We start from the raw sequence: 24,701 nt of genomic DNA, 5'->3' as shown, positions 1-24,701 counted from the left end.
AGAAGCTCGAGGCCGAAGGCAAGGCCGACCAGGCCGGAGCCAACATCAAGCAGGCCGGCGAGAACATCAAGGACGCCTTCAAGTAAGGCATCCCCTCAACCGCAGAAGGGCGTCCCCGCAACAGCGGGGGCGCCTTTCGTCTGCATCCCGTAGGGCGGGAGATCAGGGGAACATCTGGCGCAGCACGCGCAGATCACCCGCGGCGAGCGCCGACTCGATCGCCTCACGATCGGACACATTGGTCGTCATGGCACTCAACGTGTTCGCCCAGATGGCACGCATCCGGTCCACATTCCCGGCCGTCGACGCCTCGCCCATCGCCTCGATCGCCGCCTCGTAGGGCGCCTGTTGGAACCCGGCAGGCGCGTCGTTAGGAGCGAAGTACGGAATGTCGGCGATTCCCGAGTCGAACCGCACGAGCAGCACGTCACCGGGATGGATCATCCTCGTGTGATTGAGCGTGTCCAGGGTGAGACCGTTGCCCAGGCAGAAGCGGTCGCCGATCGCGGTGATCACATCACCGGGCGCGACGGTGTAGGTCGCGATCCGGCCCTCGGCATCCAGTCCGACCGTGCCCTGCGCGAACTCACCAGGGCCCATGTCGACGAGCTCCGGACCGAGCATCTTCACGTACGCAGACTCGTCGCCAGACCTCGCCCCGCCCAGCCATGACGTCGCCGTGCAGTCTCCCGGCCCACCCGCGGGAACGCTCAGACCATCGCCGAGATGCACATATCCCTCGGGTGCGCCGTCGGGCGCCTCATCGGCAGTCTTTTCGGATGCGGCAATCGTCTCGGCCGCGACCTTTTGCGCGGCCGCGTGCACGGGGGCCACCTGCGCGTTGTCTGAACCCGCGAACATCGGCCACGACGCGACGGCACTCACCGTGTCGGCGACGGCCGGCGCAGCAACGCTCACGAGACCTGCGACAACAAATATGGACGCCCCCATGACGATCGCCGAGGTGACCTTGGCTTTTCGTTCCATGGTCGCAACCTATCGGCCCGCCGGCGATCGGAAAAGGGGCGCGGGCTATTTCTCGGCAAGCAGCCGCGGCGCTTTCTCGACGCCGACAGCCTCTTTGATCTGCTTGTTGATCGCGCTCGTGGCCGAGAATTTCAGCGTCATGTAATCGGGCACCTCGGTGGTGCCGTCCGGGTCTGCGAACCGCACCCGGTGCCCTTTATGCGGCTGCGTGTAAAAGCGCCCGAACCCGGTGAACGTGACGTTGTACCCCTTGGTGGTCAGCTCGATGATCTCGGCGACCATCGCGTCATACACCTGTTGCACCCCGTCAACCGGCTGATTCGTGCGCCGCGCGATGCGCTGCACGAACTCGCGCCTGCTGACCCGCGGCGCGCGCGGTTTCGCCGTTCCGGAACTGTCTTTCCCCATCAGGATCCCCATCCTCATGTGCGCCCCCAGAGCGCCCACTCTTTCCCGAGAGGGTATCACCCGCTGTTTCTTAGTTAATGTGGCTTTTCGCGTGATTTCTGGCATCCGCCGCGGCATCCGCGATCGCCCCGAGTGAGCACAAACGCATCGGATAACGCTGATTGGGATGCGTTTGCGCTCACTGCGCGCGTGGGGGCGGGGGGGCGGATGGCGGATGCCGGATGCCGGATGCCGATCACGCGGCGAGCGCGGCGAGCGCGAGGAGCGCGAGGGCCACGACCGCCGCGACCGTGCGCACGAGGTTCCATCGCGCCCAGGGGCGTTCGAACCGTTCGCGCGCGGTGCGGCGTCCGGCATCCGTCGCCACCTCTGCCCGTTCCAGAGCCGTATTCAACGGCACATTCGCGCCCACCGTCACCGCGAAGGTCAGCACCGCACACACCGCCCCGGCAGCCGCGAGCGGCCGCCCGGTCACGACGGCGGCGAGCACCGCGGCCACCGGGGCGGCGAAGAAGACCGGCAGGAACCACGCGTTCAGGATCGCCCGATTGATCGCACGGAACGCCCCCACGAACGTGCGATCGTCGAGCCGCCGAAAGCCGGGCACCACGGCGCACGCGCAGACGAAGAACACCCCCGCGAGCAGCCCGCCTGTCACGACCGCGACCACCAGCACCACCGCCGAGAAGGACATCGCACTCACCGCCCCAGCATCCACTCGATCGTGCTCTCGATGCCGGTCGACACCCGCACACTGCGGTCGCCGCGCGGTCGCAGCATGCCCGTCTCGTCCGCCCGGTACAGCTCCGCAAGACTGGCAGCCACGTGCGGCCGGAACCCGGCATCCATGAGCGCGCCGGCCCGCTCCTCGGCGGGCACGAGTTGCACGTCGAGGTCACGCCCCAGCGCACGCCCGAGCACCTCGGCGACCTCGCGCTCCGTGTAGGCGGGACCGATCACATCGACGGCCTCGCTCGACGCCGCAGATGCCAGCAGCTCCGCGGCCGCGACAGCACCGAGATCCCGAGTGGCGACCATGGGCAGCGGCACATCCGCCGAAGAGGCGAACACGGGATACAGCCCGCTCTCGCGCGCGACCTCGAGCACATCACCGACCTTCTCCTGAAAGTGCCCCGACCGCAGCGCCGTGAGCGCGGCGCCGGTGCCGCGCAGCGCGACCTCCAGGCGATGCAGCCCGGTGATCGGGCCCGTCCCGACAGGCAGATCCGCCCCTCCCGACGACAGCATCACCACATGCGGCACCCGCGCGTCGGCAACCGCCCCGGCGATCGAGGCGATGAGGCCGTCGGCGTAGCGATCCAGATCGCCGATGCCGAGGTCGAACGGCAGCAGCACGAACATCCCCTCGCATCCGGCGATCATCGTGCCCAATGCCGTGCGGTCGCCGAGCGACACCACCCGCGCCTCGGCGCCGCGGCGCACCCACGCTGCGGCGTCCGCTTCTCTGCGCACCAGCACGCGCACATCTGCACCCTCGGCCAGCAGACGTTCCGCAGTGGCCGATCCCACTCGTCCGGTTGCTCCTGCGACAACAAACATGACCTGCTCCTCTGATCGACTTACCCGATCACTCGACGGTAGAAACTGTGCTCCGGCAGAAACAGCCCCTTCCATCCGCCTTTCTTGCTCATTCATCCGATTGGGGCAGACGCAGCCGGGCAGACCTGCGAGCATTCCCCCATGGCATCCGCACCGCAGGTTCCAGCGTCGACCGACCGCCTCGCGCGCGTGCTGCATCGGCTGCGACTGCGCAGCACCTTCTACTGCCATGCCGAGCTCACCGACCCCTGGGCGCTGGAGATGCCGGCGATCGCTGACTCGATCAGCTTTCACGTCGTCACCGCCGGCACCTGCTGGCTGCGCCTGCCTGGCGGCGACGCCGTCGCACTGACTGCCGGCGACCTCGCCCTCGTGCCACACGGGCAAGGGCACGACCTGCTCGGCAGCAGGGATGCCCGCCCCGGCCCGCGCGTCGACCTGCTGCCCCAGCACTACGTCACCGAGCACTACTCCGTGCTGCGACATGGCGGGCCGCCCGCTCCCGGAGACACCGCCCGCACCGCGCAGCTCATCTGTGGCGTCGTCTCCTTCGACGAGCCCGCCGCTCGCGAACTCCTGCGTGCCCTGCCCGACCTGCTGCTCATCGGCGGGGACACCGTCTCGGTCGCGTCGAGCGTGAAGGACACCTTGCGCCTGATGGCCGGCGAGCTCGCCCATCCGCAGCCCGGCGGCGAAGCGGTCGCTACGCGCCTGGCCGACATCCTCGTCGTACAGGCGATCCGTGCCTGGATCGCCGGCGACGCGGCATCCACCTCGGGGTGGCTGCGGGGGCTGCAGGACGACCGCATCGGCCGCGCCCTCGAGGCCATCCATGCTTCGCCCGGCGACGAGTGGACGCTCGAGCGGCTCGCGCACCTGGCGACGATGTCGCGCTCGACCTTCAGTGCGCGGTTCACCGAGCTCGTCGGTGAGGCCCCGATCGCCTATCTCACCCGGTGGCGGATGACGACGGCCGCCTCACGCCTGCGCACCGAAGAGGTCACCGCGGCGCGCCTCGCCGTCGAGCTCGGCTACCAATCCGAAGCGGCGTTCCACCGCGCCTTCACCCGGGTCATCGGACGCACCCCCGGGGCCGTGCGGCGCGATCGCGAGGATGCCGCAACACCATCGCGGAGTGCAGAAACGCTGCCAGAATCGCCGATAGAGCAGCGTTACTGAACACCGCAGCACGCAAATCGCGGCGACGCGCCCCCGAGACCGCTCAGACGCCCTCGGCCCACTCCACCCCGTCGAGCGAGAGCCCGTCGGCCATGTCGTCGAGAAAGCGGATGACGGCCTCGCGCTCATCACCGCGGAGCCGGGCGGCCGCGTGAAACCGCCCCGCATGCTGACGCCCGACGGTGAGCTTGGCCGCCGCCTCGGTCTCGTCTGTGACCTCGATGGCGAACGCCCGCCGGTCGTGCGGATGCACGTGCCGCACGATGTGCCCGCCCTTCTCAAGCCGGTTGAGCAGCTTCGTGGTCGATGCGGCGGAGATGCCCAGATGCGCCGCGATCATGCCGGGCGTCGCGACCTCACCCCGGTGCTTGGCGACGATGAGGTAGTGCAGGGCACGCATGTCCTGGGCGCTCAGCTGCATGTACTTCTGCGATGCATGCGACACCTTCTCCTCGGCGGCGCGCAGTGCGGCCAGTGCCTGCATGACGCGGCCGACCTGAGCGATGTCCTCGGGTGAGAGGCCGCTGCGGTCGACGAGCTCGCCGCGAGGGTCGCTGGATTCGACGTTGTAGAGATTGGCCGCGATCGCGTCGCCCATCTCGGTCTCCGTCTGGTCCGCCATGCCTCAATCCTAGGATTTGGTTTCCATCGTGTGAATATATTCACCCTCGGGTTACTATCTACTCAGAGCAGATAGTACGCTTCTCAGAACCGAACCGATAGGCCAAGGAGGCCGGATGTTCTCCCCCGAACTGGTCGTCCTCACCGACGAGGCCGGGCACGCCATCGGTGCCGCTCAGAAGGCGGAAGTGCACACCACCCAGACGCCGCTGCACCTGGCCTTCTCGTGCCATGTGCTCGACGCCGAGGGTCGCGTGCTGGTCACCCGCCGCGCGCTGGCGAAGAAGACCTGGCCCGGCGTCTGGACGAACAGTTTCTGCGGGCACCCCGCCCCCGGCGAAGACACCGAAGACGCCATCACGCGGCGCGCGGCCCGTGAACTCGGCATCCGTCTCACCGATCTGCGCCCCGCGCTGCCCGACTACCGCTACCGTGCGGTCGACGCCAGCGGCATCGTCGAGAACGAGATCTGCCCCGTCTACGTCGCCCGCATCGACGGCGATCTCTCGCCCGCGGACGATGAGGTCGCCGAATGGGCATGGGTGAGTCCACAGCAGCTCGCCGAGGCGGTCACGGCCGCGCCCTTCGCCTTCAGCCCCTGGCTGGTGGAGCAGCTGCCCCAGCTGGTCGCGCTCGGCGCGCTCACCACACGCCCCGCGCTGAACGGAGCCCCCGCATGACCGACGCCGCGATATCCGCGCCCGCCGCATCGCCCTCGTTCGGCGGCGTCGATGACGAGCTGCGACGGATGCTGGCCGAGCGCACGGCCCGTGCCACCGCCTACGGCGCGTCGTTCGTCGCCCTGTGGGAGGCCGCAGCCGACACACTTCTCGGCGGCAAGATGCTCCGCCCCCGTCTGCTGCTTGCGGCCTACGACGCACTGACCGAGGCGCCGGATGCGGCAGCGGCCCGCGCGAGCGTGGTGCGTATCGCCGCCGCCGTCGAGGTGCTGCACTTCGCCTTCCTGCTGCACGACGACGTCATCGACGGCGATCTGCAGCGCCGCGGGCGTCCCAACCTCATCGGCACCCTGCTCAACCAGCGTGCCGGGTTGCGTACACACGACGACGCCCACTGGGCGCGCACGAACGCGCTCCTGCTCGGCGACGTGCTGCTCTCGGATGCCCACCAGATCCTCGCCCGCGAAGATCTGCCGCACGAGCAGCGCGTGCGCCTGCTCGATCTGCTCGACCACACGGTCACCGAGTCGGTCGCCGGCGAACAGCTCGACGTCGGCCTGGCCGACCGCATCCTTCCGGCCGACCTCACCACCGTGCTCGACATGACCCGCTTGAAGACCGCGACGTACACGTTCGAAATGCCGCTGCGCGCCGCCGCGATCCGCGCCGGTCGCACCGCCGCCACCGAACTCGCCGTCGCCGAGCTGGGCCGGCACCTGGGCATCGCCTTCCAGCTGCAGGATGACCTGCTGTCGACGTTCGGGCGCCCCGACGAGCACGGCAAGGACGCCTACTCCGATCTGCGTGAGGGCAAGGAGACGGCGGCCATCGCCTACGCCCGGATGACCTCGGCATGGCCGGCCATCGAGGCCCACTTCGGTTCGGCGCATCTGACCGCAGCAGAGGGTGACCTGCTGCGCTCGCACCTGACCGGGTGTGGTGCGGAGGCGTTCGTGCAGTCGCTGATCGACGACCAGTTGCGCGCGTGCGTGACCCTGCTCGCCGATCCGGATGCCGGGATCCCCGCTGCGCTCCATCCGGTGATCAGCGACATCCTCACCACGATCGAAGGACGCCGCGCATGACCCGCGCCGCCCACCGACTCACCTCCCTCGACCGCTACACCGCCGCGTGCGAGCGCGCGGCGAGCCAGATCATCGACGTGTACTCGTCGTCGTTCGGCACCGCGACGCGCCTGCTCGGCCCCCGCCACCGCGCCCACGTGCGCAACATCTACGCCCTGGTCCGCATCGCCGACGAGCTCGTCGACGGCGCGACCGACGAGGCGGGAGCGGATGCGACCCAACAGCACCTCGCCCTGCAGATGCTCGAAGACGAAACCGATCGCGCCATGGCATCCGGGTACAGCAGCAACCCGATCGTGCACGCCTTCGCCCGCACGGCCCGCGCGTCAGGCATCGGCGTCGACCTCACCGGCCCGTTCTTCGCGTCGATGCGCACCGACCTGCCCGACGAGACCGCCGACCCCGTCGCCCGCTTCTCGCCCGACGAGCACGCCCGCTATGTCTACGGCTCAGCCGAGGTCGTAGGGCTCATGTGCCTGCGCGTGTTCCTGCGGGAGGAGTCTCGCACCACCGAGGAGCGCCGCATTCTCGAGCGCGGGGCGCGGCAGCTGGGCGCGGCGTTCCAGAACGTGAACTTTCTGCGCGACCTCGCCGACGACAGCGACCGGCTGGGGCGCAGCTACCTCACCGAACAAGAGCGGGTGGATGCGGCCCTGCAGCAACAGTGGATCGCGACGATCCGGAAGCAGCTAGCGGATGCCGCGGCATCCCTGCCCCTGCTCCCCTCCGACGCGCGCGTCGCCGTCGGCTGCGCGCTGCGCCTGTTCTCGCGGCTGACCGACCGGCTCGCGGCGGTGCCCGCCGAACAGCTCTACCAGCGGCGGGTGCGGGTGCCGGCGCCGGAGAAGGCGTGGCTGGCGGCCCGGGCGGCCGTCGAATACCGGATGGGCCGTTTCGCATGACCCGCACGATCGTCATCGGCGGCGGCGTCGCCGGCCTCGCGACCGCCGCGCTGCTCGCTCACGAGGGGCACGACGTGCGTCTGCTCGAGCGCGGCGACCGCGTCGGCGGCCGTGCCGGCACGGTGGAGCGCGACGGCTTCCGCTTCGACACGGGTCCCTCGTGGTACCTCATGCCGCGAGTCTTCGACCACTTCTTCGAACTGCTCAGCACATCGACGGCAGAACAGCTCGACCTCGTCACCCTGGATCCCGGCTACCAGGTCTTCAGCGAACCGGTCGCCGGAGAGGCGGTCGAACCCCTGACGATCCCCTACGGGGCGGATGCCGTGGCCGAGACGTTCGAGCGGATCGAACCCGGCGCCGGGGCGGCGCTGCGCACCCATCTCGCCTCGGCCACGCACGCGACCGCGATGGCCGAGAGCCACTTCCTCTACAACCCCTTCACCGATCTGCGCTCGCTCGCCGGCGCCGAGGTGCTGCGCTCCGCGCCGCAGCTGGCCACCCTGCTCGGCACCAAACTGGATCGGTTCGTCGGGCGACGCTTCACCGACCCCGTGCTGCGTCAGGTGCTCGGCTATCCGGCCGTGTTCCTCGGCACCGATCCCAGCCGGGCTCCGGCGATGTACCACCTGATGAGCGCCCTCGACCTCGACGAGGGCGTGCAGTACCCGATGGGCGGGTTCTGGGGGCTCGTGCAGCGGATCGCCGTCCTCGCTGAGGAAGCAGGGGTCGAGATCATCACCGGAGCCGAGGTCACCGGCATCCGCACCGCCCCCACCGGCCGTCGCCGCGGACACAGCCACACTGCCCGCGGAGTCGAGTGGATCGACCGCGAGGGCACCCGGCACGCTGATGACGCCGATCTGGTCGTCTCGGCCGCCGACCTGCACCACACCGAGACGGCGCTGCTGCCCGATGCCGCCCGCAGCTACCCCGAGGTCTGGTGGCAGCGGCGACAGAGCGGACCGGGCGCGGTGCTCGTGCTGCTCGGCGTGGAGGGCGAACTGCCCGAGCTGGGCCACCATTCGCTGTTCTTCACGCGCGACTGGGATGCCAATTTCGCGGCGATCTTCGGCGACGAGACACATATTCCCGATCCGGCATCTCTCTACGTCTGCAAACCGAGCGCCACCGATCCGGATGTCGCACCGGCCGGGCACGAGAACCTGTTCGTGCTCATCCCCGTGCCCGCCGATACGGCACTCGGGCACGGCGGAGCGGACGGAGCCGGGGACGCGGCGATCGAACGCGCAGCCGATGCGGGCATCGACCAGATCGCCGCGTGGGCCGGCATCCCCGACCTGCGCGAGCGCATCGTCGTGCGCCAGACCATCGGCCCCGCCGACTTCGCCGATGACTACCACTCGTGGAGCGGCGGCATGCTCGGCCCCTCGCACATCCTCAGTCAGAGTGCGATGTTCCGGGCGCAGAACGCGTCGAAGAAGGTTGACGGGCTGTACTACGCGGGAGCGACGACCGCGCCCGGCGTCGGCGTGCCGATGTGCCTGATCAGCGCCGAGCTCGTGCTCAAGCGCCTGCGCGGAGACGGCTCGGGCGGGCCGACCGCACCGCGCGGCGCGGCGAAGGCCTCGACCCGATGATGGGGTTCATCTACCTCGGCTGCCTGCTGCTGAGCATTGGCGGGATGCTGCTGATCGACCGCCGGTTCCGCCTGTTCTTCTGGCGCGATGCCGCCGCCGCGACGCTCGTCACGCTTGCCGGCACGGCTTTCCTGCTGCTGTGGGATGCCGCGGGGATCGCCAGCGGGATCTTCCTGCGCGGGGCGGCGCCGATCGCCTCGGGCATCGTGCTCGCCCCGGAGCTTCCGCTGGAAGAGCCGGTGTTCCTCGTCTTCCTCGTGCTGTGCACCATGGTGCTGTACACCGGTGCGGTGCGGCTGCTGCAGGCCCGGCGAGCGCGCCGGGACATCGCCGAGCGGAGCAGCCGATGACCTATGTCGCGCTGTCGGCCGGCTTCCTCGGGGTGGCGGCGATCGCCGGCATCCTTCTCGCCCGCCGGGCGGGGACGCCGGGCGTGCGCTGGGCGGCCGTCGGCCTCGCCGCCTTCGCCCTCATCGTGCTCACCGCCGTCTTCGACAGCGTGATGATCGGCGCGGGGCTGTTCACCTACGCCGAGACGCTCATCTCGGGCATCCGGGTGGGCCTCGCCCCGATCGAGGATTTCGCGTACCCCCTCGCCACCGTCGTCGCGCTGCCCGCCCTGTGGGCGATGCTCACCCGCGAGGGCGGGGTGTCGATGCGGGAACTGCTGCGTCAGGCCTTCGTCGCCTCACGTCCGGTGAGCTGGATCAACACGGCGTTCCCGTTCGGCGCGGCGATGCTGCTCACGACGGGTGAGGTCGACTGGCTGCTCGTGGTCGGCATCCTCTACTACCTCGTGCCCTACAACCTGGCGATGTACGGCATCAACGACGTGTTCGACTACGCCTCCGACATCAACAACCCGCGCAAGGGCGGCATCGAGGGTGCGCTGCTGCCGCCGCGTCTGCACCGGCCGCTGCTGTGGCTCGTGGTGTGCACGAACGTGCCGTTCCTCATCGTGCTGATCGCGGCGGGCTCGCCGGCGGCATGGGTGGCGATCGCGGTGAGCACCTTCGCGGTGATCGCGTACTCGGCGCCGGGCCTGCGGTTCAAGGAGCGCCCGATCCTCGACTCGATCACCTCCAGCACGCACTTCGTGAGCCCCGCCGCCGTGGGACTCACGCTCGCCGGCGCAGACATCGACCTCGCTCTCGTGCTGCTGCTGTCGGCGTTCTTCCTGTGGGGGATGGCCGCGCACGCCTTCGGTGCCGTGCAAGACATCGTGCCCGATCGCGAGGCGGGGATCGGCTCGATCGCCACCGTCTTCGGTGCCGCGCGCACCGTGCAGCTGTCGATCGCACTGTGGGCGATCGCCGGCGTGCTCATGCTGTTCACCCCGTGGCCGGGTCCGCTCGCGGCGATCGTCGCGGTGCCGTACATCGTCAACGCGGCGCCCTGGTGGCGCGTGAGCGATGCGGATGCCGCGGGCACGAACCGCGCCTGGCGGCGCTTCATCTGGTTGAACTACGGATCCGGGTTCGTCGTCACGATGGTACTCATCGGCTTCGCGATGACGCGGCCCTGACTACGCTGAGGCGATGGGACAACACGGCACCACGATGAACCCCACGCTCACCGACGAGCAGTGGCAGAAACTGCTCGAGCGCGGCACCCCGCAGGATGCCGAGGCCGGTGAGTACCTGGTACGTGCCGGCGAGCCCGGTGCGGCGCTCGTCGTCGTCGAATCCGGCCGGGTGCAGGTCGTCCGCGACAAGCTGCGCTGGATCGACGAGGAGATCATCGGCGAGGGCGGCGAGCGCACCTTCATCGGTGAGCTGGGCGCACTCAACGGGCAGCGGCCGTTCCTCTCGGTGCGGGCGTCGGAGCCGAGCCGGGTGCGCCTGATCGACCGTGCCGACGTGCGCGCCCTGATGGATGAGGATGACGAGCTCTGCGACATCCTGCTGCATGCCCTGTGGGAGCGGCGCGAGGCGCTGCGGCACAGCACGGCGGCGATGACGCTGAAGCTCGTGGGCGTCGGCGACTCGGCCGACTTCCTCGCGCTGCGCCGGTTCGCCGAGCGATTCGACCTGGTGCACAAGGCCCTGCCGCTGACGCCGGCCGACTTCGGGCAGTTCGAGGAGCACGGCTTCACTCCCGACGACCTGCCGGTCGCGCTGATCCAGGGCGAGCCGATCCGCCGCGCGACGCCGGGCATCGTCGCCGAGGAGCTGGGGCTGAGCTATCAGGGCGTGACCGACGAGATCGTCGACCTCGTGGTGGTGGGCGGTGGCCCTGCCGGGCTCGCCGCCGCGATCTACGGGGCATCCGAGGGGCTCAGCACGGTGCTGTTGGATGCCGTCGCCCCAGGCGGTCAAGCCGCGTCGACGTCGCGCATCGAGAACTTCCTCGGCTTTCCGTTCGGGGTCAGCGGCGGCGACCTCATCGGGCAGGCGACGCTGCAGGCGCTGAAGTTCGGTGTGCGGGTGTACGCGCCTTGCGCGGCGGTCAGTCTGGACGCCAGCGGCGGCACCATCGACATCACCCTCGCCGACGGACGCGTTGTGGCGAGCCGCTCGGTCATCGTCACCTCGGGCGCCGCGTACCGCCGACTGCAGCTGGACCGCTGGGACGAGTTCGAGCGCGCCGGGATCTACTACGCCGCGACGCCGCTGGAGGCGCGCCAGGTCGCCGGCGAACCGGTGGTCGTGGTCGGCGGAGCGAACTCGGCCGGCCAAGCCGCCCTGTACCTCGCCTCCAACGGATGCCCGGTCGATCTCGTCGTGCGCGGGGCCGAGCTCAGCGCCGGCATGTCGCAGTACCTGGTGGGCCGGCTCGTCGAAGAGCCGCTGATCCGGGTGCGCACCGGGTCCAACGTCGTGGGGCTTGCAGGCGACGGAGGGCTGGCATCCGTCCACATCGACAGTGTCGGCGAGGTGGATGCCCGAGGGCTGTTCTGCTTCATCGGCGCGACGCCGGCAACCGGATGGCTGACGCAGATCGACCGGGATGAGCAGGGGTTCATCCGCACCGGCACGGACATCACCGCGCAGACGCTGCAGCGCTGGCAGACCATCGGTCGCGAACCGCTGCCGTTCGAGACGTCGGCGCCTCGGGTGTTCGCCGCGGGCGACGTGCGCCGCGGATCGATGAAGCGCGTGGCCGCGGCCGTCGGCGAGGGCTCCAGCGCCGTCGCGTCCGTGCATCGGGCGCTCGCGCTGATCTGACCGCCCCGGTCCCTGAGCGAGCGCAGCGAGACGAAGGGTCTGAGCGCCCCGGTCCCTGAGCGAGCGCAGCGAGACGAAGGGTCTGGGCGCCCTTCGTCTCGTCGCTGCGCTCCTCGCTCAGGAACCGGGGATGGGTGCGCTGCGCTCCTCGCTCAGGGGCCGGGGATGGGTGCGCTGCGCTCCTCGCTCAGGGACCGGCACACGGCTCCGAACGTCAGACGCGGGCGCGGCGCAGCATCCGTCGCCAGATGGGCACGGCTACGCGAGGGCGACGCGCGGCGCGCGCCGCGTCCTCGAGGGCGCGGCGCGCGTCACCGAGGGTCGGGAACGCGCCGACGGTCACGCCGCGGCCGTCCTGCACCAGGTGGGCGTCGCCGTCGAATTCGACGAAACCGGCGAACTCGCCGCCACGGGTGGCGACGTGCACGTCGTCGTCTGCCTGCTTCCAGGTCAACGGATCGGGTGTGGACAAAGTGATACTGCTCATGGTCTTGCTCATTGCTGTGGGGCGGGCACGCGCAGCGCGCCTCGCGGCGAAATCCTGGTCTGGACCGGATGCCGCGCGCATCGGTGTGCGCGGGTCCTTATGGGCCCTGATCAGTGGCGATGTGACGGCCGATCATCGGCAAATCTTTCACACTGCAACTAACAGCATAGCAGACGGGGTATCACGCGCCCCGAAACGACGGCCTCAGTACTGCTCCGGGGCCTCCGGTGTCGCCTCCCCGCGGCTGCGGCGCACCGCGAACAGGATGATCCCGATGAGGAACACCACGGCTCCGGCGCCCATGAGGATGTAGCCGATCAGGTCGAGATTCGCCCATTCGACTTCGACGTTGATCGCGAAGGTGAGGATCGCGCCGATGACGAACAGCAGGATTCCGGTACCAATGCTCATCTGAGAGCTCCTTTCGGTGGCGGCTTCTGACCGCCCACCCCATTGTGGGTGATCGACGCGCGTCCGGAAAGGGGTTTCAAGGCGCGTCGTGCGTTCCGTCTCTCGCCGCCGAGCCGTGCCGGTCGTGTTCCGGCCGCTCGATCGGGGGATGGATCACAAGTACCACGACCAGCGCCACGAGCATCAGCGTGATCATCGTCGCGGGGATCGGCAGCAGCGGGTCGAGCAGCACGAGGAAGGCCGCGAGCGGCACGGCGATGTTCACCGTGCGGTCAGCGTTGGGGCGAATCGCGATCCACCAGACGCTGAGCAGGAATATCGCCAGCGGGATGCTGACCGCATACGAGGTCTGCACGAAGGACAGCTCGGTGCGGTCGGTGAGACGGTCGATCTCGACCTCGATGCCGGCCGAGAACGCGGCGGCCGAGGCGAAGATGAAGTAGTGCCCGTAGCCGTAGCGCAGCGAACTGCGGAACGAGCCGATCTCACGGTGATGGGGCGCCCAGAAGTAGATCCACCAGAGCGCCGCCGTCGCCGTCAGCGTCAGCAGTGCCACCCACAGCAGCGGACCAAGCGCGTCGACGTCGGCCTGCGCACCGATGATCGCGTTGAACGAACCGAGCAGGCTCTCACCCAGCACAATGATGGTGAAAAGTCCGTAGCGTTCGGTGATGTGGTGCGGATGCCACGGCGTCTGCCGGTACACCTCGGCGATGACCGGCACAGAGATCTCGGCGATCGCCAGCACGAGGAAGACCACCGGCTTGAACTCATAGGGCACGAAGATGAAGCCCACCCAGAGCAGCTGCACCGCACTGATGCCGCTGGCGTAGATCAGAGCGGTCTTTCGCAGCGGCCCACCCGAACGTGCCGCGCGCAGCCACTGCGCGACGAGCGCCACCCGCATGATCACGTACCCGATCACGGGAACCGCGAAGTCGCCGTGCTCGAACGCGCCGGGGATGCCACTGGCGAAGACGAGCACACCGCCCATCTGCACGAACGTCATCACCCGGTACAGCCAGTCGTCGGTGCCGAACGAGGTGGCGAACCAGGTGAAGTTCATCCACGCCCACCAGATCGCGAAGAACATCATCAGATACGGCACGATCGCCTCGGGGTGCCCGGCCGAGATGCCGTGGTGCAGTTCGCCCGCGGCGGTCGCCACGGCGATCACGAAGACAAGATCGAAGAACAGCTCGAGGGTTGTCGCGGTGCGGTGCGGCTCGTGCGGATCGCGCGGCAGCATCCGGATCAGGCGGAATCGTGCGGGCCCTGCTGTCTTGTTCACCGGCTCAGGATAGCGGCGGCAGGGTCAGCGGGTCAGAGTTCGCCCGGGCGGGTGGCCTGCTCGTCGATGACGCGGATGATCCGCTGCGCGGCGGTGTCGGTCGCGGGTTCTGTGGCATCCGTCCGTCGCCGGCGCGGCGCGTACACGACCAGCGCGTGGAAGAGGAAGCGCACGAAGAAGGCCACCACCAGCGACAACGCAGTCGCGACGACGCTGGAGATGTGCCACGACTCGACCATGAGCGCCATCAGCGGGATCCGCAGCGCCGCCTCGACGTTGTTGAACGTGAAGGATGCCGCAAAGCGCACCCACAGGCGCGAGGCGTCATCGCGCACGTCATCGAACACGAAGCGTTCCTGCAGCACGAAGTTGCCGATGATCGTGGCCTCGGCGCCGATCACGGCCGCCCAGATGTACGGCATCCCGGCCTGGGTGAGCAGCCACATGATGCCGATGTTCGCCACCGCGCCCACCAGGCCGATCATCGCGAACAGGCTCATCTTGCCGAACCGCAGACGGGCCAGGTGCGCGGCGAAGGTGGCACCCTGCCGCAGGCTGGCCTTGGAGCTACCGTGGCGCCGCTCGGCGAACGTCATCGGCACCTCGGCGATGCGCGCATCCGACCGCACGAGGATCTCGAGCAGGATCTTGAATCCGCGCGGGCGCAGGCCGTCGAGGTCGATGCGGGTGCGATCGACGAGGAAGTAGCCGGTCATCGGGTCGGTGCTGCCCCAGAGCCGCCGCGGGAACATCGCCTTGGTCAGCCAGGTGGCCGCGCGCGAGACGCCGAAACGCACCGCGGTGCCGAGTCCGGCGGAATCGCCACCACCGATATACCGCGACGCAGCGACGACGTCCGCACCACCGCGCTCATAGCGCGCGACCAGTTCGGGAAGCAGGGCGGGCGGATGCTGCAGGTCGCCGTCCATCACGATGCACACGTCGTGGGCGGCCTCGCGCAATCCAAGCGCAACAGCCCCGCCGAGGCCGCCGTCGTTGTGGACGCGATGGATGCCACGAACCGGCAGCGAGGCGGATGCCGCAACCCGCGCGATCTCATCGATCGTGTCGTCGGTGCTGTCGTCGACGAAGAGCACCTCGGCGACCCGGCCATCCAGTGCAGCGCCGATCTCATGGACGAGCTCGGCGATGTTGTCGCGTTCGTTGAAGGTCGGCACGATGACCGTGACGGCTGCGCTCACGTGCTCCCCCTCAGCTTCCCCGGCGATCGCTGTCCCCCAACGATGCGGCTCCATCCTGTCATGTCTGGCCATGCATGTGCCCGCCTCGCGGCCCGGCGCATCCGGCGCCCACACATCGAGGACGCAATACTCTGGAGACATGACTTCTGTTGCCCCCGACACCATCACCATGTTCGGCGCCGACTGGTGCCGCGACTGCATCCGCACGAAGAAGCAGCTCGATGAGCTCGGCGTCTCCTACACCTACGTCGATCTCGTCGCCGACCCGGCCGCGGCCGACGTGGCCAAGGAGATCTCCGGCCGCACGAACATCCCCGTCGTCGTCTACCCGGACGCCTCGCACCACGTCGAGCCGTCGAACGCCGACGTCGAGTCGAAGCTGCGCGAGCTCTCGCTGATCTGAGCCCGGCTCGCGCCCACGGCCGTACGCGGCCCTGAAGGAGACGACGATGACTTCCACACCCGCGCGCCAGAGCACCGCCCCGGCCGCCGCGATCGATGACGCGGAGCGGGGGCGCATCGACACCGCGATCGAGACGCTCGCCACGGGCTCGCGCACCTGGTCGAGCCTGATCGTCGCCCAGCGGGTCACTCTGTTGCGCGCGGTGCGTGCCGCCGTCGCCGAGGCCGCCACCGAGTGGGCCGAGACAGCCGCCGACAGCAAGGGGCTGCGCCGCGGGCACCCGCTGCGGGGCGAGGAGTGGCTGAGCGGCCCGTACACCGTGCTGGGCGCGCTGGATGCCTACATCGCCACACTCACCCGGATCGCCGAGGGGCGCAGCGCGCTCGACGGCATCCGCACCCGGCGCGCCCCCGGCGGCCGCACCCGCGTGGACGCATTCCCGTTGACGGGCATCGACGCCTTCTTGATGTCGGGGTTCTCCGGCGAGGTGTGGTTGCAGCCGGGCGTGACACCGGCGACGGCCCGCCGCACCGCCGGTCTCGCGCAGCTCACCCCCGCCGAGTCGGGCGGGGTGGGCCTCGTGCTCGGCGCCGGCAACATCACCGCCATCCCCGTCCTGGACGTGCTCTACGAACTGCTCGCCGAGAACCGCGTCGCGCTGCTCAAGGTGAACCCGACGCAGGATGCCCTCGTCCCGATCTTCGAGCGGGCACTGGCACCGCTTATCGGCGCGGGCCTGCTGCGCATCGTGCGCGGCGGTGCGGCCGTCGGTGCGTACCTGACCGCGCATCCGGGCATCGACCACGTGCACATCACCGGCTCCGCAGCGACCTTTGATGCGATCGTGTGGGGCACGGATGCTCAGGCGAAGCGCCGCCGCCGCGAGAACCGGCCGCGGCTGAAGAAGCCGATCACCGCCGAACTGGGCGGGGTCTCGCCCATCATCATCGTGCCGGGCGAGTGGTCTGACGCCGACATCACCTTCCAGGCCGAGCACGTGGCCACGATGCGCCTGCAGAATGCCGGGCACAACTGCATCGCCGGCCAGGTCGTCGTCGTCTCGTCCGACTGGCCTCAGCGCGAACAGTTCCTCACAGCGCTGCGCCGCGCCTATGCGATCGCCCCCGAGCGCCCGATCTGGTACCCGGGATCGGTAGGACGCATGGCGCCGGCGGCCGAGGCGTATCCGGATGCCCTGGTGCTCGCCGACCGACTGCTCATCGAGATCGGCCCCGGCGATGACCCCGCTCCCCTGGAGAACACCGAGTACTTCGCCCCGGTGCTGGGCGTGGTCGATCTGCCCGGACTCGGGCAGGACTTCTTCGACGCCGCCGTCGCCTATGCCAATGACCGCCTCGCGGGCACGCTGGGCGCCAACATCCTCATCGATCCGGCGACCGAACGCGCGCTGGGCACCGGCTTCGAGCGCACCCTGGCCGACCTGCGGTACGGCTCGATCGCCGTGAACACCTGGACGGCGCTGGGCTTTGTGACCCCGACCGTCACCTGGGGCGCCTACCCGGGCAACACGATCGCCGACGTCGGCAGCGGCATCGGTGTCGTGCACAACGCGCTGCTGCTCGCCGACGTCGAGAAGTCGGTCGTGCGCGGTCCGTTCCGCCCGCTGCCGCGTTCTCTGCCGGGTCTGAACGGGGGCGGCCGGTTCACGATCCTGCCGACCCCGCCGTGGTTCACGTCTGCCCGCACCGGGACGCAGGTGAGCGAGGGGCTCACACGGTTCCGCGCACGCGGCGGCATCCGCACACTCGTACGCACGCTCCTGGCGGCGCTGCGCGCCTGACACCCCGGGTTCGCTGCACGCGGTGTGCAGAAACGCTGCTTAATCCGTCCATTCAGCGGCGTTAGTGCACACCGCGCGGATCAGTCCTCGCGGGCGAAGCGATCTGTCGCGGCGCGCAGAGCGCGGGCGATGCCGGGTTCGGATGCCGAATGCCCGGCATCGTCGACGACCACGAACTCGGCCTCGGGCCACGCCTGATGCAGATCCCAGGCGGTCATCATCGGCGTGCACACGTCGTGCCTGCCCTGCACGATGACCGTCGGGATGTGCCGGATGGCGTCGACCCCGGCGATCAGTTGCCCTTCGCGCAGCCACCCGCCGTGGATGAAGTAGTGGTTCTCGATGCGCGCGAACGCGGTGGCGGATGCCGGGGCCACGGCCTTCGCGATCTGCTCCGGGTCGGGGCGCACGGAGACCGTCGACGCCTCCCAGCGCGTCCACGCGACCGCGGCAGGAACATGCACCGCGGGGTCAGGGTCGAACAGGCGGCGGTGGTACGCCTCGATCATGCGGCTGCGCTCGAGCACCGGGATCTCACGCTGGAAGTCGGCCCATAGGTCGGGGAAGATCGCCTCGGCTCCTCCCTCGTAGAACCACTCCAGCTCGTGCCGGCGCAGGGTGAAGATGCCCCGCAGCACCAGCTCACTCACCGCGTGCGGGTGCGCCTGCGCGTAGGCGAGCGCGAGGGCGCTCCCCCAGGAACCGCCGAAGACCTGCCAGCGTGAGATGCCGAGGTTCTTGCGCAGCAGCTCGAGGTCGGCGACGAGGTGCCAGGTGGTGTTGAACCGCAGATCGGCCGCCGGATCGGAGGCGTGCGGGGTGGAGCGCCCGCAGCCGCGCTGGTCGAGCAGGATGATGCGGTACACCGACGGGTCGAAGAAGCGCCGATGCCAGGATGAGGTGCCGCCGCCGGGGCCGCCGTGCAGGAACACCACCGGCCGGCCGTCGGGGTTGCCGCTCTGCTCCCAGTAGACGCGCTGCCCGTCTCCGACGAACAACTCGCCCGTCTCGTAGGGCTCGATGGGCGGGAACAGCTCGTCCAGGTGCATCGTGATCCTCCCCCGTGCCCGACGATCAGGCCTCCCTACGTTAACCCGCGGGCGGTATATCGGGGAATCCCGGTCAGAGCTCGTTCTCGGCGACCGCGAACGTGTCGCACACCCCCAGGCCGTTCTTGTAGCCGTTCGCGAACCAGTACTGACGCTGTTCACTCGACCCGTGCGTGAAGCTCTCGGGGTTCACGAAGCCCGACTGCTGCTGAATGTGGTCGTCGCCGACGACGAGCGCCGCGTTGAGCGCATCCTTCAACTGCGTGTCGGTGATCGGCTCGAGATACGGGTTGCCCTTGTCGTCTTCGAGGGTGCTGACATCGCCCAGCCACGCGCCGGCGTAGCAGTCGGCCTGCAGTTCCATCCGCACCCCGTTGCTGCCGGGTCCGGTGCCGTTGTTGGGGTGCTCCTGCATCACTCCGGTGATGTTCTGGATGTGGTGTCCCCACTCGTGCCCGACGATGTAGAGTTGCGCGAGCTCACCCGCCGAGGCGCCGAACTGCTGCCGCATGATGTCGAAGAAGGTGGGGTCGAGGTAGACCCCCTCCTCCGGCGGGCAGTAGAAGGGCCCGACGGCGTTGGATGCCGTGCCGCACTGCGTCGACGTCTGACCGTCCACCACGGTGAGCTGGGGTGCACGGTAACCCTCGACGTGCTGCGCCCAGTAGTCGTCGAGCACCACCTGCGCGCCGGCCATGCGGCACTCGTCACGCGTGTTGGCGTCCTCGCCGGTGTCGCATTGCAGCACCGCGCTCTCCGAGCCGGACTGCGGCTGCTGCTCGGTGGGGAAGAACGCGCTGAGGTCGATCCCGAGCATGGGGCCGACGAGCAGGGCGAGGATGCCGAGCACGCCGACGCCACCGGCTCCGGCGATCACTGCGGTGCGGCCGCCACGGCGCGTGGTGTTTCCCGAGATATCGGCATCCGGATTGAACGTCATGCATGAACGGTACCCCCATCCGGGGCCGGATGCCGGGGTTAGGCTCGAGCCATGACGACGACGATCACGCTCACCGGCGCGGGCGGCCAGATCGGCTACGCGCTGCTCTTCCGTATCGCAGCGGGCGACCTGCTCGGCCCTGATGAGCCCGTGCGGCTCCGCCTGCTGGAGATCCCGCAGGGCCTGGGCGCGGCGGAAGGCGCCGCCCTCGAACTGCAGGACGGCGCCTTCGGACTGCTCGAGCATGTCGAGGTCACCGACGACCCGGCCGTCGGCTTCGACGGCGCCGACCTGGCGTTGCTCGTCGGTGCGCGCCCGCGCGGCCCCGGCATGGAACGCGGCGACCTGCTCGCCGCGAACGCGGGCATCTTCGGCCCCCAGGGCGCGGCCATCGCCGCCCACGCGGCATCCGGCGTGCGAGTGACGGTCGTCGGCAACCCGGCCAACACGAACGCGTTGATCGCCGCCGCCTCGGCCGACGGTGTGCCTGCCGAGCGCTTCACGGCGCTGACCCGACTCGACGAGAACCGCGCCAGGGCACAGGTCGCGCAGACGCTGTCGGTTCCCGTCGACGAGGTGCGGCAGGTGATCATCTGGGGCAACCACTCGGCGACCCAGTTCCCCGATCTGTCGCAGGCGACGGTCGCCGGGCAGTCGGCGCTGGACGCACTGTCGACCACGGTCGGCGATGTGCGCGCCTGGCAGGAGGACAGCTTCATTCCCCGCGTCGCAGGGCGCGGGGCGGAGGTCATCCAGGTGCGCGGCTCGTCGTCGGTGGCCTCTGCGGCGAGCGCGACGATCGACCACGTGCGCGACTGGGTGCTCGGCAGCGAGGAGTGGACCAGCGCCGGGGTCGTATCACACGGCGAGTATGGCGTGCCGGAGGGGCTCATCTCGTCGTTCCCGGTGCGCTCCGAGAACGGCAGCTGGCAGATCGTGGAGGGACTCGAGATCGGCGAGTGGGCGCGCGCACGGATCGATGCGTCGGTCGCCGAGCTGCTCGACGAGCGGGAGGCGGTGCGCGCGCTGGGCATGCTGTGACCGGCGCTATTGCCGGTCAGGCAGAATGGATGCCGGAGGTGCGACGATGAGCGACGCGACGAACACGCAGGATGCCGCGCTGACGAGCCCCCTGCACCTGCCGCATGCGGCAGCCGACTGCCCCACCTGCCTTGGGGGTGCCGCTCACGACTGGTGGTCGGCCCGCCCCGAGGGCACCCGACTGGTCGGACTCGTCGTCGCCCGCGACGGCATGCCGTCGGTGGTGCAGCAGCGCGAGGACCTCACCCGCTTCGGCGTGCCGATCGAGGGTTTCCGGCATCCGGCCCCCGAGATCCTCGAGAGCTGGGGCGATCGTCTCGCCCGGCTGCTCGACACTCTGCAGAGCGGCGACGTGCTCGTCGTCGCGAACGTGCATGCGCTCGGCCGCACCCTCGACGAGGAGACACGCACGGTCGCCGAGCTGCGCCGCCGCGGCATCATGGTGAAGGTTCTCGGCCATCACGCCCGCCACCTCGCCGACGCCGGGCGCTGACCCTCTCGTCAGCCGCCCTGCGCCATGAGCATCTCGCGCAGCGACGCCGGACGCTGCTGCGCGAAGTACGACACGGCGAGCAACTCGTCGAAGAACGCCAGCATGACGTTCTCCAGCTCGCCGAGCGGCGTCGCGAAGCGCGCCAGCAGCACCTGCTTGCTGCCGGGCACAGGCACCCAGTAGTCGGCGACGAGCTGGGTGATCCCCTCGAGCTCGTCGTCCTCGGAGAGCGGCCGCACCGTGTGGGTACGCACGGCGGGCACCCCGGGGCCTGCGACCTCGACCAGCGTGGCATGGGCCGCGGGATCGAGCTGCGCCAAGCGCTCGGCCAGCACGGCGAGCACGGCGAGCGCAGACTCTCCGATCGCGGGACTCATCCGCAGCCCCGAGGGCTCGAAGACCAGAAGCGAGACCGGCAGTGGCGCCCCCGGCGCGACCTCGGTCGAGAACATCAGGGCGCGCGGTGCCCCCGACGCCCCTGCGTCAACGGCCGCGGTCAACTGCTGTCGGACCTTCGCCCGCTCAGCCGCACGGTCGTCGGCCACGCCGACGGCATCCCGCGCGATCGCACGGATCGAGGCGGTGGTGGCATCCGGCGTCGACAGATCGACAGAGAACCAGCGACCGGGCAGGCGGAAGCGCAGCTCGCCCGCGCTCACTCGGGCGCCGTCCACGCGCCGTAGCGCTCGGCCATGCCCGTCAGGCTCACGCCGCCCTGCCCCGCATTCGTGACGCTCAGCCCCTCAAGCCCGGCGGCCGCCGATCGCAGATCGACCACGTCGTGGACACCATCGGTGTCAGCGCCCGCGGTGAGTTTGATCGTGTTCGGCTCCCAGGGGAGCGTGCGCCAGATCGCCTCGACCACGGCATCCAACTCCTCTGTCGTGAACGGGTCGCCACTGTCACAGATGAGGCCCAGTCCGAAGCGGTGACCGAAGCCGTTGCGGGACTGCTGCGGGTCGCGCACATCGACGACGCGCGGCGTGGCGGCCGGTACTGCAGTGGCGATGTTGCCGAAGTCCACGGGAGTCTCCTCTGAAGAATCGGGGTCGGGGCTCACGATGCCGCAACCGGCCAGGCCGGCGATCAATGCTCCTGACAGCCCCACGGCGAGCAATCCTCGGCGGCTGAGATCTCGGCGCGTCATGCTCATTCGTTCCACTGGTAGTACGACGTGTCCACGTACCCATCCTCGGCGAAGAAGTGCGCAAGGTCGGGATGATTCGCCTGCACGTCGGCGAGATGCTGTTGATAGGTCGAGGAGTAGGCATCGGCGTTGTGCGCGCCGACATCGACGCCGAGCACCGGGTTCGGGGTGGGCGGGTCGACGCTGATCGTCGTCCAGTTCGGACCATGCTGCGTGCCGAGGTCACCGGCGATGATGTCGAGATTGGGCACCGGGTCGCCGTTGTGCTGCACCGAGACGACGTCGACGTCGCCGGGGATCGGCATGTGGTCGATCGGTGCGCCAGAGGCGATCACCGCCTGCCAGTTGTAGTCCGAATTGTAGGAGACCAGATGCCCCGCCATGATGCCGCCCTGACTGAACCCGACCAGCATGACCGGGTCGTCCGCGCCGATGCCGGCGTCGGCCATCGCGTCGAGCACGGCGCGCTCATACTGCGTCTGCAAGGCAGGGGTGAGGATGAGAGCCAGGTTGCTGTCGAGATCGTTGACGGCACCCTGATCACCGAAGCGGGAGAGCCACTCCTGCGTGCTCGGCAAGGTGACGGTGTAGTACCAGCCGTCGGGGCCGAGCACCTTCGTGATCTTGATGACGCTGTTGCCTTCAGCGCCGAGCGAGTCGACCTCACCGGTGCCGTCGAGCACGTTCTGCAGCGTCTGCGGGTCTGGTTCGTCCTCCGGAGCGCGGTACGGCTCGAAGGGCGTCACCTTCGGCGTCGGCTGGAGCACGTCCGACAGGATGCTGGCGAGCAGGAACGCCGCGAGCGCGCCGACCACGAGGGCCGCGAGCAAGCCGCTGCCGAGAAGCGCGAAGACCAGCAGCAACACCAGGAGGGTGCCGAGGATCGCGACGATGCTGTCGGCGATGGCCTGCAGGAGATCGACGACCCCCTGCAGGAAGTCACCGATCCACTCCCCGATGCCGGCGAGGAAGTCGCCGATGTCGGAGAAGAAGTCACCGACACCGTCCCAGAAGCCTTCGTTGGTGGCGTCGATGGCCGCATCGATGCGACGGATCGCCGCCTCGGCCGCGTCATCCATGTCGGCTCGCGCTTCGTCGAGCAGCGCCAGGGCGTCATCGATGTCGCTCTGTGCGTTACTCACCAACCGACGGAGTCCCGGGAGGTTGTCGGCCAGGGGAGAGCTCGCCGGGTCGTCGGATGCCTCGACGGCGCGTTCGACGTCGCGCAGGTTCGAACCGGCTGTCTCGCGCGCGGCGACCGCGGTATCGAGATCATCGTCGGCGCGCTCTGCCTTGGCGTGCGCATCAGAGAGCGCGACGGCGTACTCGGTGAGGGCGTCAGCGGTGCCCTTGTACCGGGGGTGCACACGCTCGAGGTCGCGCGAGATCTGCTCGTTCTGCTGGTGCAGGGCCTCGACGGCCTTGCCCTCATCGTCGGCCACGATGCCGCGCATCTGCGCGATCACGTCGAGGATCACCTCGGCCGAGCGCACCAGGCTGGCGGCACGTGAGGAGAGCTCTGCGGGCCTGCCGGGAAGTACAGCCATCGCCTAGTCCTCGCCTTCTCGAGCCATTTGCGCGTCGAGGTCACGGAACGTGTCGACGATCGCCTGGATGAAATCGGCCTGCGTGCGGAGGTTGTCGCGAAGCTCCTCGCGGGCGATGTCCCACTTGCCGCCGAAGTCGGAGACCTTGTCGCTCAACCCGTCGTGGCCGGTGAGGCCGCCGAGATCGTCGGCGAAGCTTTCCGCGTCATCGAAGTCGGCGGCGAGGCCACGGGCTGCGGTCGCGGCCGTCTGCAGCCGGGCGAGATCCATCCTCACGTCAGACATGACGTCCCCCTCCCTCGAGTGCTGCCGTGCGCCTGCGGGCGGCGGCCTGCCTCAGCAGGTTTCCGAGTGCCGCATCGGCCGCGCGCACCTCCGCGCGCAGGGCGGCGGCATCGGCGGCGGATGCCGGCACCCGCGCGCGCAGCCCATCCATCGCTGCCCTCAACACCTCGTCGTCCATTCGAGTCCCCCCTTGTTCGTCTCGACTGTAGCGAGCAGGGCGGAATGCGGCGATGGGCACAACTCCCCACCGACAGCCGCGCCTGCACACAGACGAGGGGGCCGACGGCGAACCGTCGACCCCCTCGCGAATCCTGTGGCTGGGTTCAGCCGCCGGCGAGCTGCTGATCCAGGTCCTGGATCGCACGCATCATGCCCAGCAGCGACTCCGACATGTCGTTGATGCCATCCACCGCA

The 24,701-nt window shown here is 69.4% G+C and carries 28 protein-coding genes; 12 read left to right on the top strand and 16 right to left on the bottom strand.

The window, feature by feature from the left end; all coding sequences use genetic code 11:
• Nucleotides 1-162: 162 nt before the first annotated feature.
• From WDU93_RS14935 to WDU93_RS14920, 4 genes are all read right to left on the bottom strand, one after another.
• Nucleotides 163-987, bottom strand: a complete 825-nt coding sequence (locus tag WDU93_RS14935) for a hypothetical protein (protein WP_337322034.1) — start codon at nucleotides 985-987, stop codon at nucleotides 163-165.
• Nucleotides 988-1,032: 45 nt separating this feature from the next.
• Nucleotides 1,033-1,395, bottom strand: a complete 363-nt coding sequence (locus WDU93_RS14930) for an HU family DNA-binding protein (RefSeq protein WP_337322033.1) — start codon at nucleotides 1,393-1,395, stop codon at nucleotides 1,033-1,035.
• Nucleotides 1,396-1,630: 235 nt separating this feature from the next.
• Nucleotides 1,631-2,089 carry an anthrone oxygenase family protein gene (locus tag WDU93_RS14925; protein WP_337322036.1) on the bottom strand — a complete coding sequence of 153 codons (459 nt, stop codon included), beginning with the start codon at nucleotides 2,087-2,089 and terminating at the stop codon, nucleotides 1,631-1,633.
• Nucleotides 2,090-2,094: 5 nt separating this feature from the next.
• Nucleotides 2,095-2,955, bottom strand: a complete 861-nt coding sequence (locus WDU93_RS14920; protein ID WP_337322032.1) for an NmrA family NAD(P)-binding protein — start codon at nucleotides 2,953-2,955, stop codon at nucleotides 2,095-2,097.
• A gap of 141 nt (nucleotides 2,956-3,096) precedes the next feature.
• Here WDU93_RS14920 and WDU93_RS14915 point away from each other — a divergent pair, with 141 nt between their 5' ends.
• On the top strand, nucleotides 3,097-4,134 hold the full coding sequence (locus tag WDU93_RS14915) for an AraC family transcriptional regulator (RefSeq protein WP_337322031.1): 1,038 nt from the start codon (nucleotides 3,097-3,099) through the stop codon (nucleotides 4,132-4,134).
• 43 nt (nucleotides 4,135-4,177) lie between these two features.
• Here the strand turns inward: WDU93_RS14915 and WDU93_RS14910 are convergent, their stop codons facing one another.
• Entirely contained in the window at nucleotides 4,178-4,756 is a 579-nt protein-coding gene (locus WDU93_RS14910) for a MarR family winged helix-turn-helix transcriptional regulator (RefSeq protein WP_337322030.1), read from the bottom strand.
• A gap of 115 nt (nucleotides 4,757-4,871) precedes the next feature.
• Between WDU93_RS14910 and idi the strand changes: the two genes are divergently transcribed.
• From idi to WDU93_RS14875, 7 genes are read left to right on the top strand one after another with little or no spacing between them, the layout of a single operon-like run.
• On the top strand, nucleotides 4,872-5,435 hold the full coding sequence (gene idi / locus WDU93_RS14905) for an isopentenyl-diphosphate Delta-isomerase (protein WP_337322029.1): 564 nt from the start codon (nucleotides 4,872-4,874) through the stop codon (nucleotides 5,433-5,435).
• On the top strand, nucleotides 5,432-6,520 hold the full coding sequence (locus WDU93_RS14900; RefSeq protein ID WP_337322028.1) for a polyprenyl synthetase family protein: 1,089 nt from the start codon (nucleotides 5,432-5,434) through the stop codon (nucleotides 6,518-6,520). Before idi ends, WDU93_RS14900 begins: the two co-directional genes overlap by 4 nt.
• On the top strand, nucleotides 6,517-7,422 hold the full coding sequence (locus WDU93_RS14895) for a phytoene/squalene synthase family protein (protein ID WP_337322027.1): 906 nt from the start codon (nucleotides 6,517-6,519) through the stop codon (nucleotides 7,420-7,422). Before WDU93_RS14900 ends, WDU93_RS14895 begins: the two co-directional genes overlap by 4 nt.
• A complete protein-coding gene (gene crtI, locus WDU93_RS14890) occupies nucleotides 7,419-9,023 on the top strand; it encodes a phytoene desaturase family protein (protein ID WP_337322026.1) in 1,605 nt (534 codons plus the stop codon). Before WDU93_RS14895 ends, crtI begins: the two co-directional genes overlap by 4 nt.
• Nucleotides 9,023-9,373, top strand: a complete 351-nt coding sequence (locus WDU93_RS14885) for a lycopene cyclase domain-containing protein (protein WP_337322035.1) — start codon at nucleotides 9,023-9,025, stop codon at nucleotides 9,371-9,373. Before crtI ends, WDU93_RS14885 begins: the two co-directional genes overlap by 1 nt.
• A complete protein-coding gene (locus tag WDU93_RS14880; RefSeq protein WP_337322025.1) occupies nucleotides 9,370-10,548 on the top strand; it encodes a prenyltransferase in 1,179 nt (392 codons plus the stop codon). Before WDU93_RS14885 ends, WDU93_RS14880 begins: the two co-directional genes overlap by 4 nt.
• 13 nt (nucleotides 10,549-10,561) lie before the next feature.
• The gene (locus WDU93_RS14875) at nucleotides 10,562-12,190 is read left to right on the top strand and encodes an FAD-dependent oxidoreductase (RefSeq protein ID WP_337322024.1); all 1,629 of its coding nucleotides are present in this window, start codon (nucleotides 10,562-10,564) and stop codon (nucleotides 12,188-12,190) included.
• A 214-nt stretch (nucleotides 12,191-12,404) separates the two neighbouring features.
• Here WDU93_RS14875 and WDU93_RS14870 read toward each other — a convergent pair whose 3' ends face one another.
• The 4 genes from WDU93_RS14870 to WDU93_RS14855 all read right to left on the bottom strand — a co-directional run bounded on the left by WDU93_RS14870 (nucleotide 12,405) and on the right by WDU93_RS14855 (nucleotide 15,635).
• Nucleotides 12,405-12,677: a hypothetical protein gene (locus WDU93_RS14870; protein WP_337322023.1), complete on the bottom strand. Its 273-nt coding sequence runs from the start codon at nucleotides 12,675-12,677 to the stop codon at nucleotides 12,405-12,407.
• A 204-nt stretch (nucleotides 12,678-12,881) separates the two neighbouring features.
• A complete protein-coding gene (locus tag WDU93_RS14865; protein WP_337322022.1) occupies nucleotides 12,882-13,088 on the bottom strand; it encodes a DUF6458 family protein in 207 nt (68 codons plus the stop codon).
• Between the two features lie 76 nt (nucleotides 13,089-13,164).
• The gene (locus WDU93_RS14860) at nucleotides 13,165-14,379 is read right to left on the bottom strand and encodes a low temperature requirement protein A (protein ID WP_337322021.1); all 1,215 of its coding nucleotides are present in this window, start codon (nucleotides 14,377-14,379) and stop codon (nucleotides 13,165-13,167) included.
• 32 nt (nucleotides 14,380-14,411) lie between these two features.
• A complete protein-coding gene (locus tag WDU93_RS14855) occupies nucleotides 14,412-15,635 on the bottom strand; it encodes a glycosyltransferase (protein WP_420064192.1) in 1,224 nt (407 codons plus the stop codon).
• Nucleotides 15,636-15,720: 85 nt separating this feature from the next.
• On the opposite strand from WDU93_RS14855, the gene WDU93_RS14850 reads away from it, so the two are divergent.
• Both WDU93_RS14850 and WDU93_RS14845 read left to right on the top strand, forming a co-directional pair.
• Nucleotides 15,721-15,984 (top strand): glutaredoxin family protein, encoded by a 264-nt coding sequence (locus WDU93_RS14850; protein ID WP_337322019.1) that lies wholly within the window; start codon nucleotides 15,721-15,723, stop codon nucleotides 15,982-15,984.
• 46 nt (nucleotides 15,985-16,030) lie between these two features.
• Complete coding sequence (locus tag WDU93_RS14845; RefSeq protein ID WP_337322018.1) at nucleotides 16,031-17,785, top strand: aldehyde dehydrogenase family protein; 1,755 nt, start codon at nucleotides 16,031-16,033, stop codon at nucleotides 17,783-17,785.
• An 80-nt stretch (nucleotides 17,786-17,865) separates the two neighbouring features.
• Here WDU93_RS14845 and pip read toward each other — a convergent pair whose 3' ends face one another.
• The gene (gene pip / locus WDU93_RS14840) at nucleotides 17,866-18,834 is read right to left on the bottom strand and encodes a prolyl aminopeptidase (RefSeq protein ID WP_337322017.1); all 969 of its coding nucleotides are present in this window, start codon (nucleotides 18,832-18,834) and stop codon (nucleotides 17,866-17,868) included.
• A 73-nt stretch (nucleotides 18,835-18,907) separates the two neighbouring features.
• Nucleotides 18,908-19,774: a KPN_02809 family neutral zinc metallopeptidase gene (gene ypfJ, locus WDU93_RS14835; RefSeq protein ID WP_337322016.1), complete on the bottom strand. Its 867-nt coding sequence runs from the start codon at nucleotides 19,772-19,774 to the stop codon at nucleotides 18,908-18,910.
• A gap of 51 nt (nucleotides 19,775-19,825) precedes the next feature.
• Between ypfJ and WDU93_RS14830 the strand changes: the two genes are divergently transcribed.
• Together WDU93_RS14830 and WDU93_RS14825 are read left to right on the top strand one after the other, a co-directional pair.
• Complete coding sequence (locus WDU93_RS14830) at nucleotides 19,826-20,815, top strand: malate dehydrogenase (protein ID WP_337322015.1); 990 nt, start codon at nucleotides 19,826-19,828, stop codon at nucleotides 20,813-20,815.
• 46 nt (nucleotides 20,816-20,861) lie between these two features.
• Nucleotides 20,862-21,308: a recombinase family protein gene (locus WDU93_RS14825; RefSeq protein ID WP_337322014.1), complete on the top strand. Its 447-nt coding sequence runs from the start codon at nucleotides 20,862-20,864 to the stop codon at nucleotides 21,306-21,308.
• Nucleotides 21,309-21,316: 8 nt separating this feature from the next.
• Here WDU93_RS14825 and WDU93_RS14820 read toward each other — a convergent pair whose 3' ends face one another.
• Genes WDU93_RS14820 through WDU93_RS14800 form a run of 5 tightly spaced genes read right to left on the bottom strand, consistent with a single transcriptional unit; the run spans nucleotide 21,317 to nucleotide 24,465 of the window.
• Nucleotides 21,317-21,967 (bottom strand): hypothetical protein, encoded by a 651-nt coding sequence (locus WDU93_RS14820; RefSeq protein ID WP_337322013.1) that lies wholly within the window; start codon nucleotides 21,965-21,967, stop codon nucleotides 21,317-21,319.
• Complete coding sequence (locus tag WDU93_RS14815; RefSeq protein ID WP_337322012.1) at nucleotides 21,964-22,455, bottom strand: hypothetical protein; 492 nt, start codon at nucleotides 22,453-22,455, stop codon at nucleotides 21,964-21,966. Before WDU93_RS14815 ends, WDU93_RS14820 begins: the two co-directional genes overlap by 4 nt.
• Nucleotides 22,456-22,457: 2 nt before the next feature.
• Entirely contained in the window at nucleotides 22,458-24,002 is a 1,545-nt protein-coding gene (locus tag WDU93_RS14810; protein ID WP_337322011.1) for a putative T7SS-secreted protein, read from the bottom strand.
• 3 nt (nucleotides 24,003-24,005) lie between these two features.
• Entirely contained in the window at nucleotides 24,006-24,287 is a 282-nt protein-coding gene (locus WDU93_RS14805) for a hypothetical protein (protein ID WP_337322010.1), read from the bottom strand.
• Complete coding sequence (locus tag WDU93_RS14800; RefSeq protein WP_337322009.1) at nucleotides 24,280-24,465, bottom strand: hypothetical protein; 186 nt, start codon at nucleotides 24,463-24,465, stop codon at nucleotides 24,280-24,282. The genes WDU93_RS14805 and WDU93_RS14800 overlap by 8 nt, the downstream gene beginning before the upstream one ends.
• Nucleotides 24,466-24,701: the final 236 nt, after the last annotated feature.

Source organism: Microbacterium istanbulense, from assembly GCF_037204145.1.
GTDB classification, from domain to species: Bacteria; Actinomycetota; Actinomycetes; order Actinomycetales; family Microbacteriaceae; genus Microbacterium; species Microbacterium istanbulense.
Note: the sequence above shows the minus strand (reverse complement) of the source record. Positions and strands in the feature narration are given on the sequence as shown.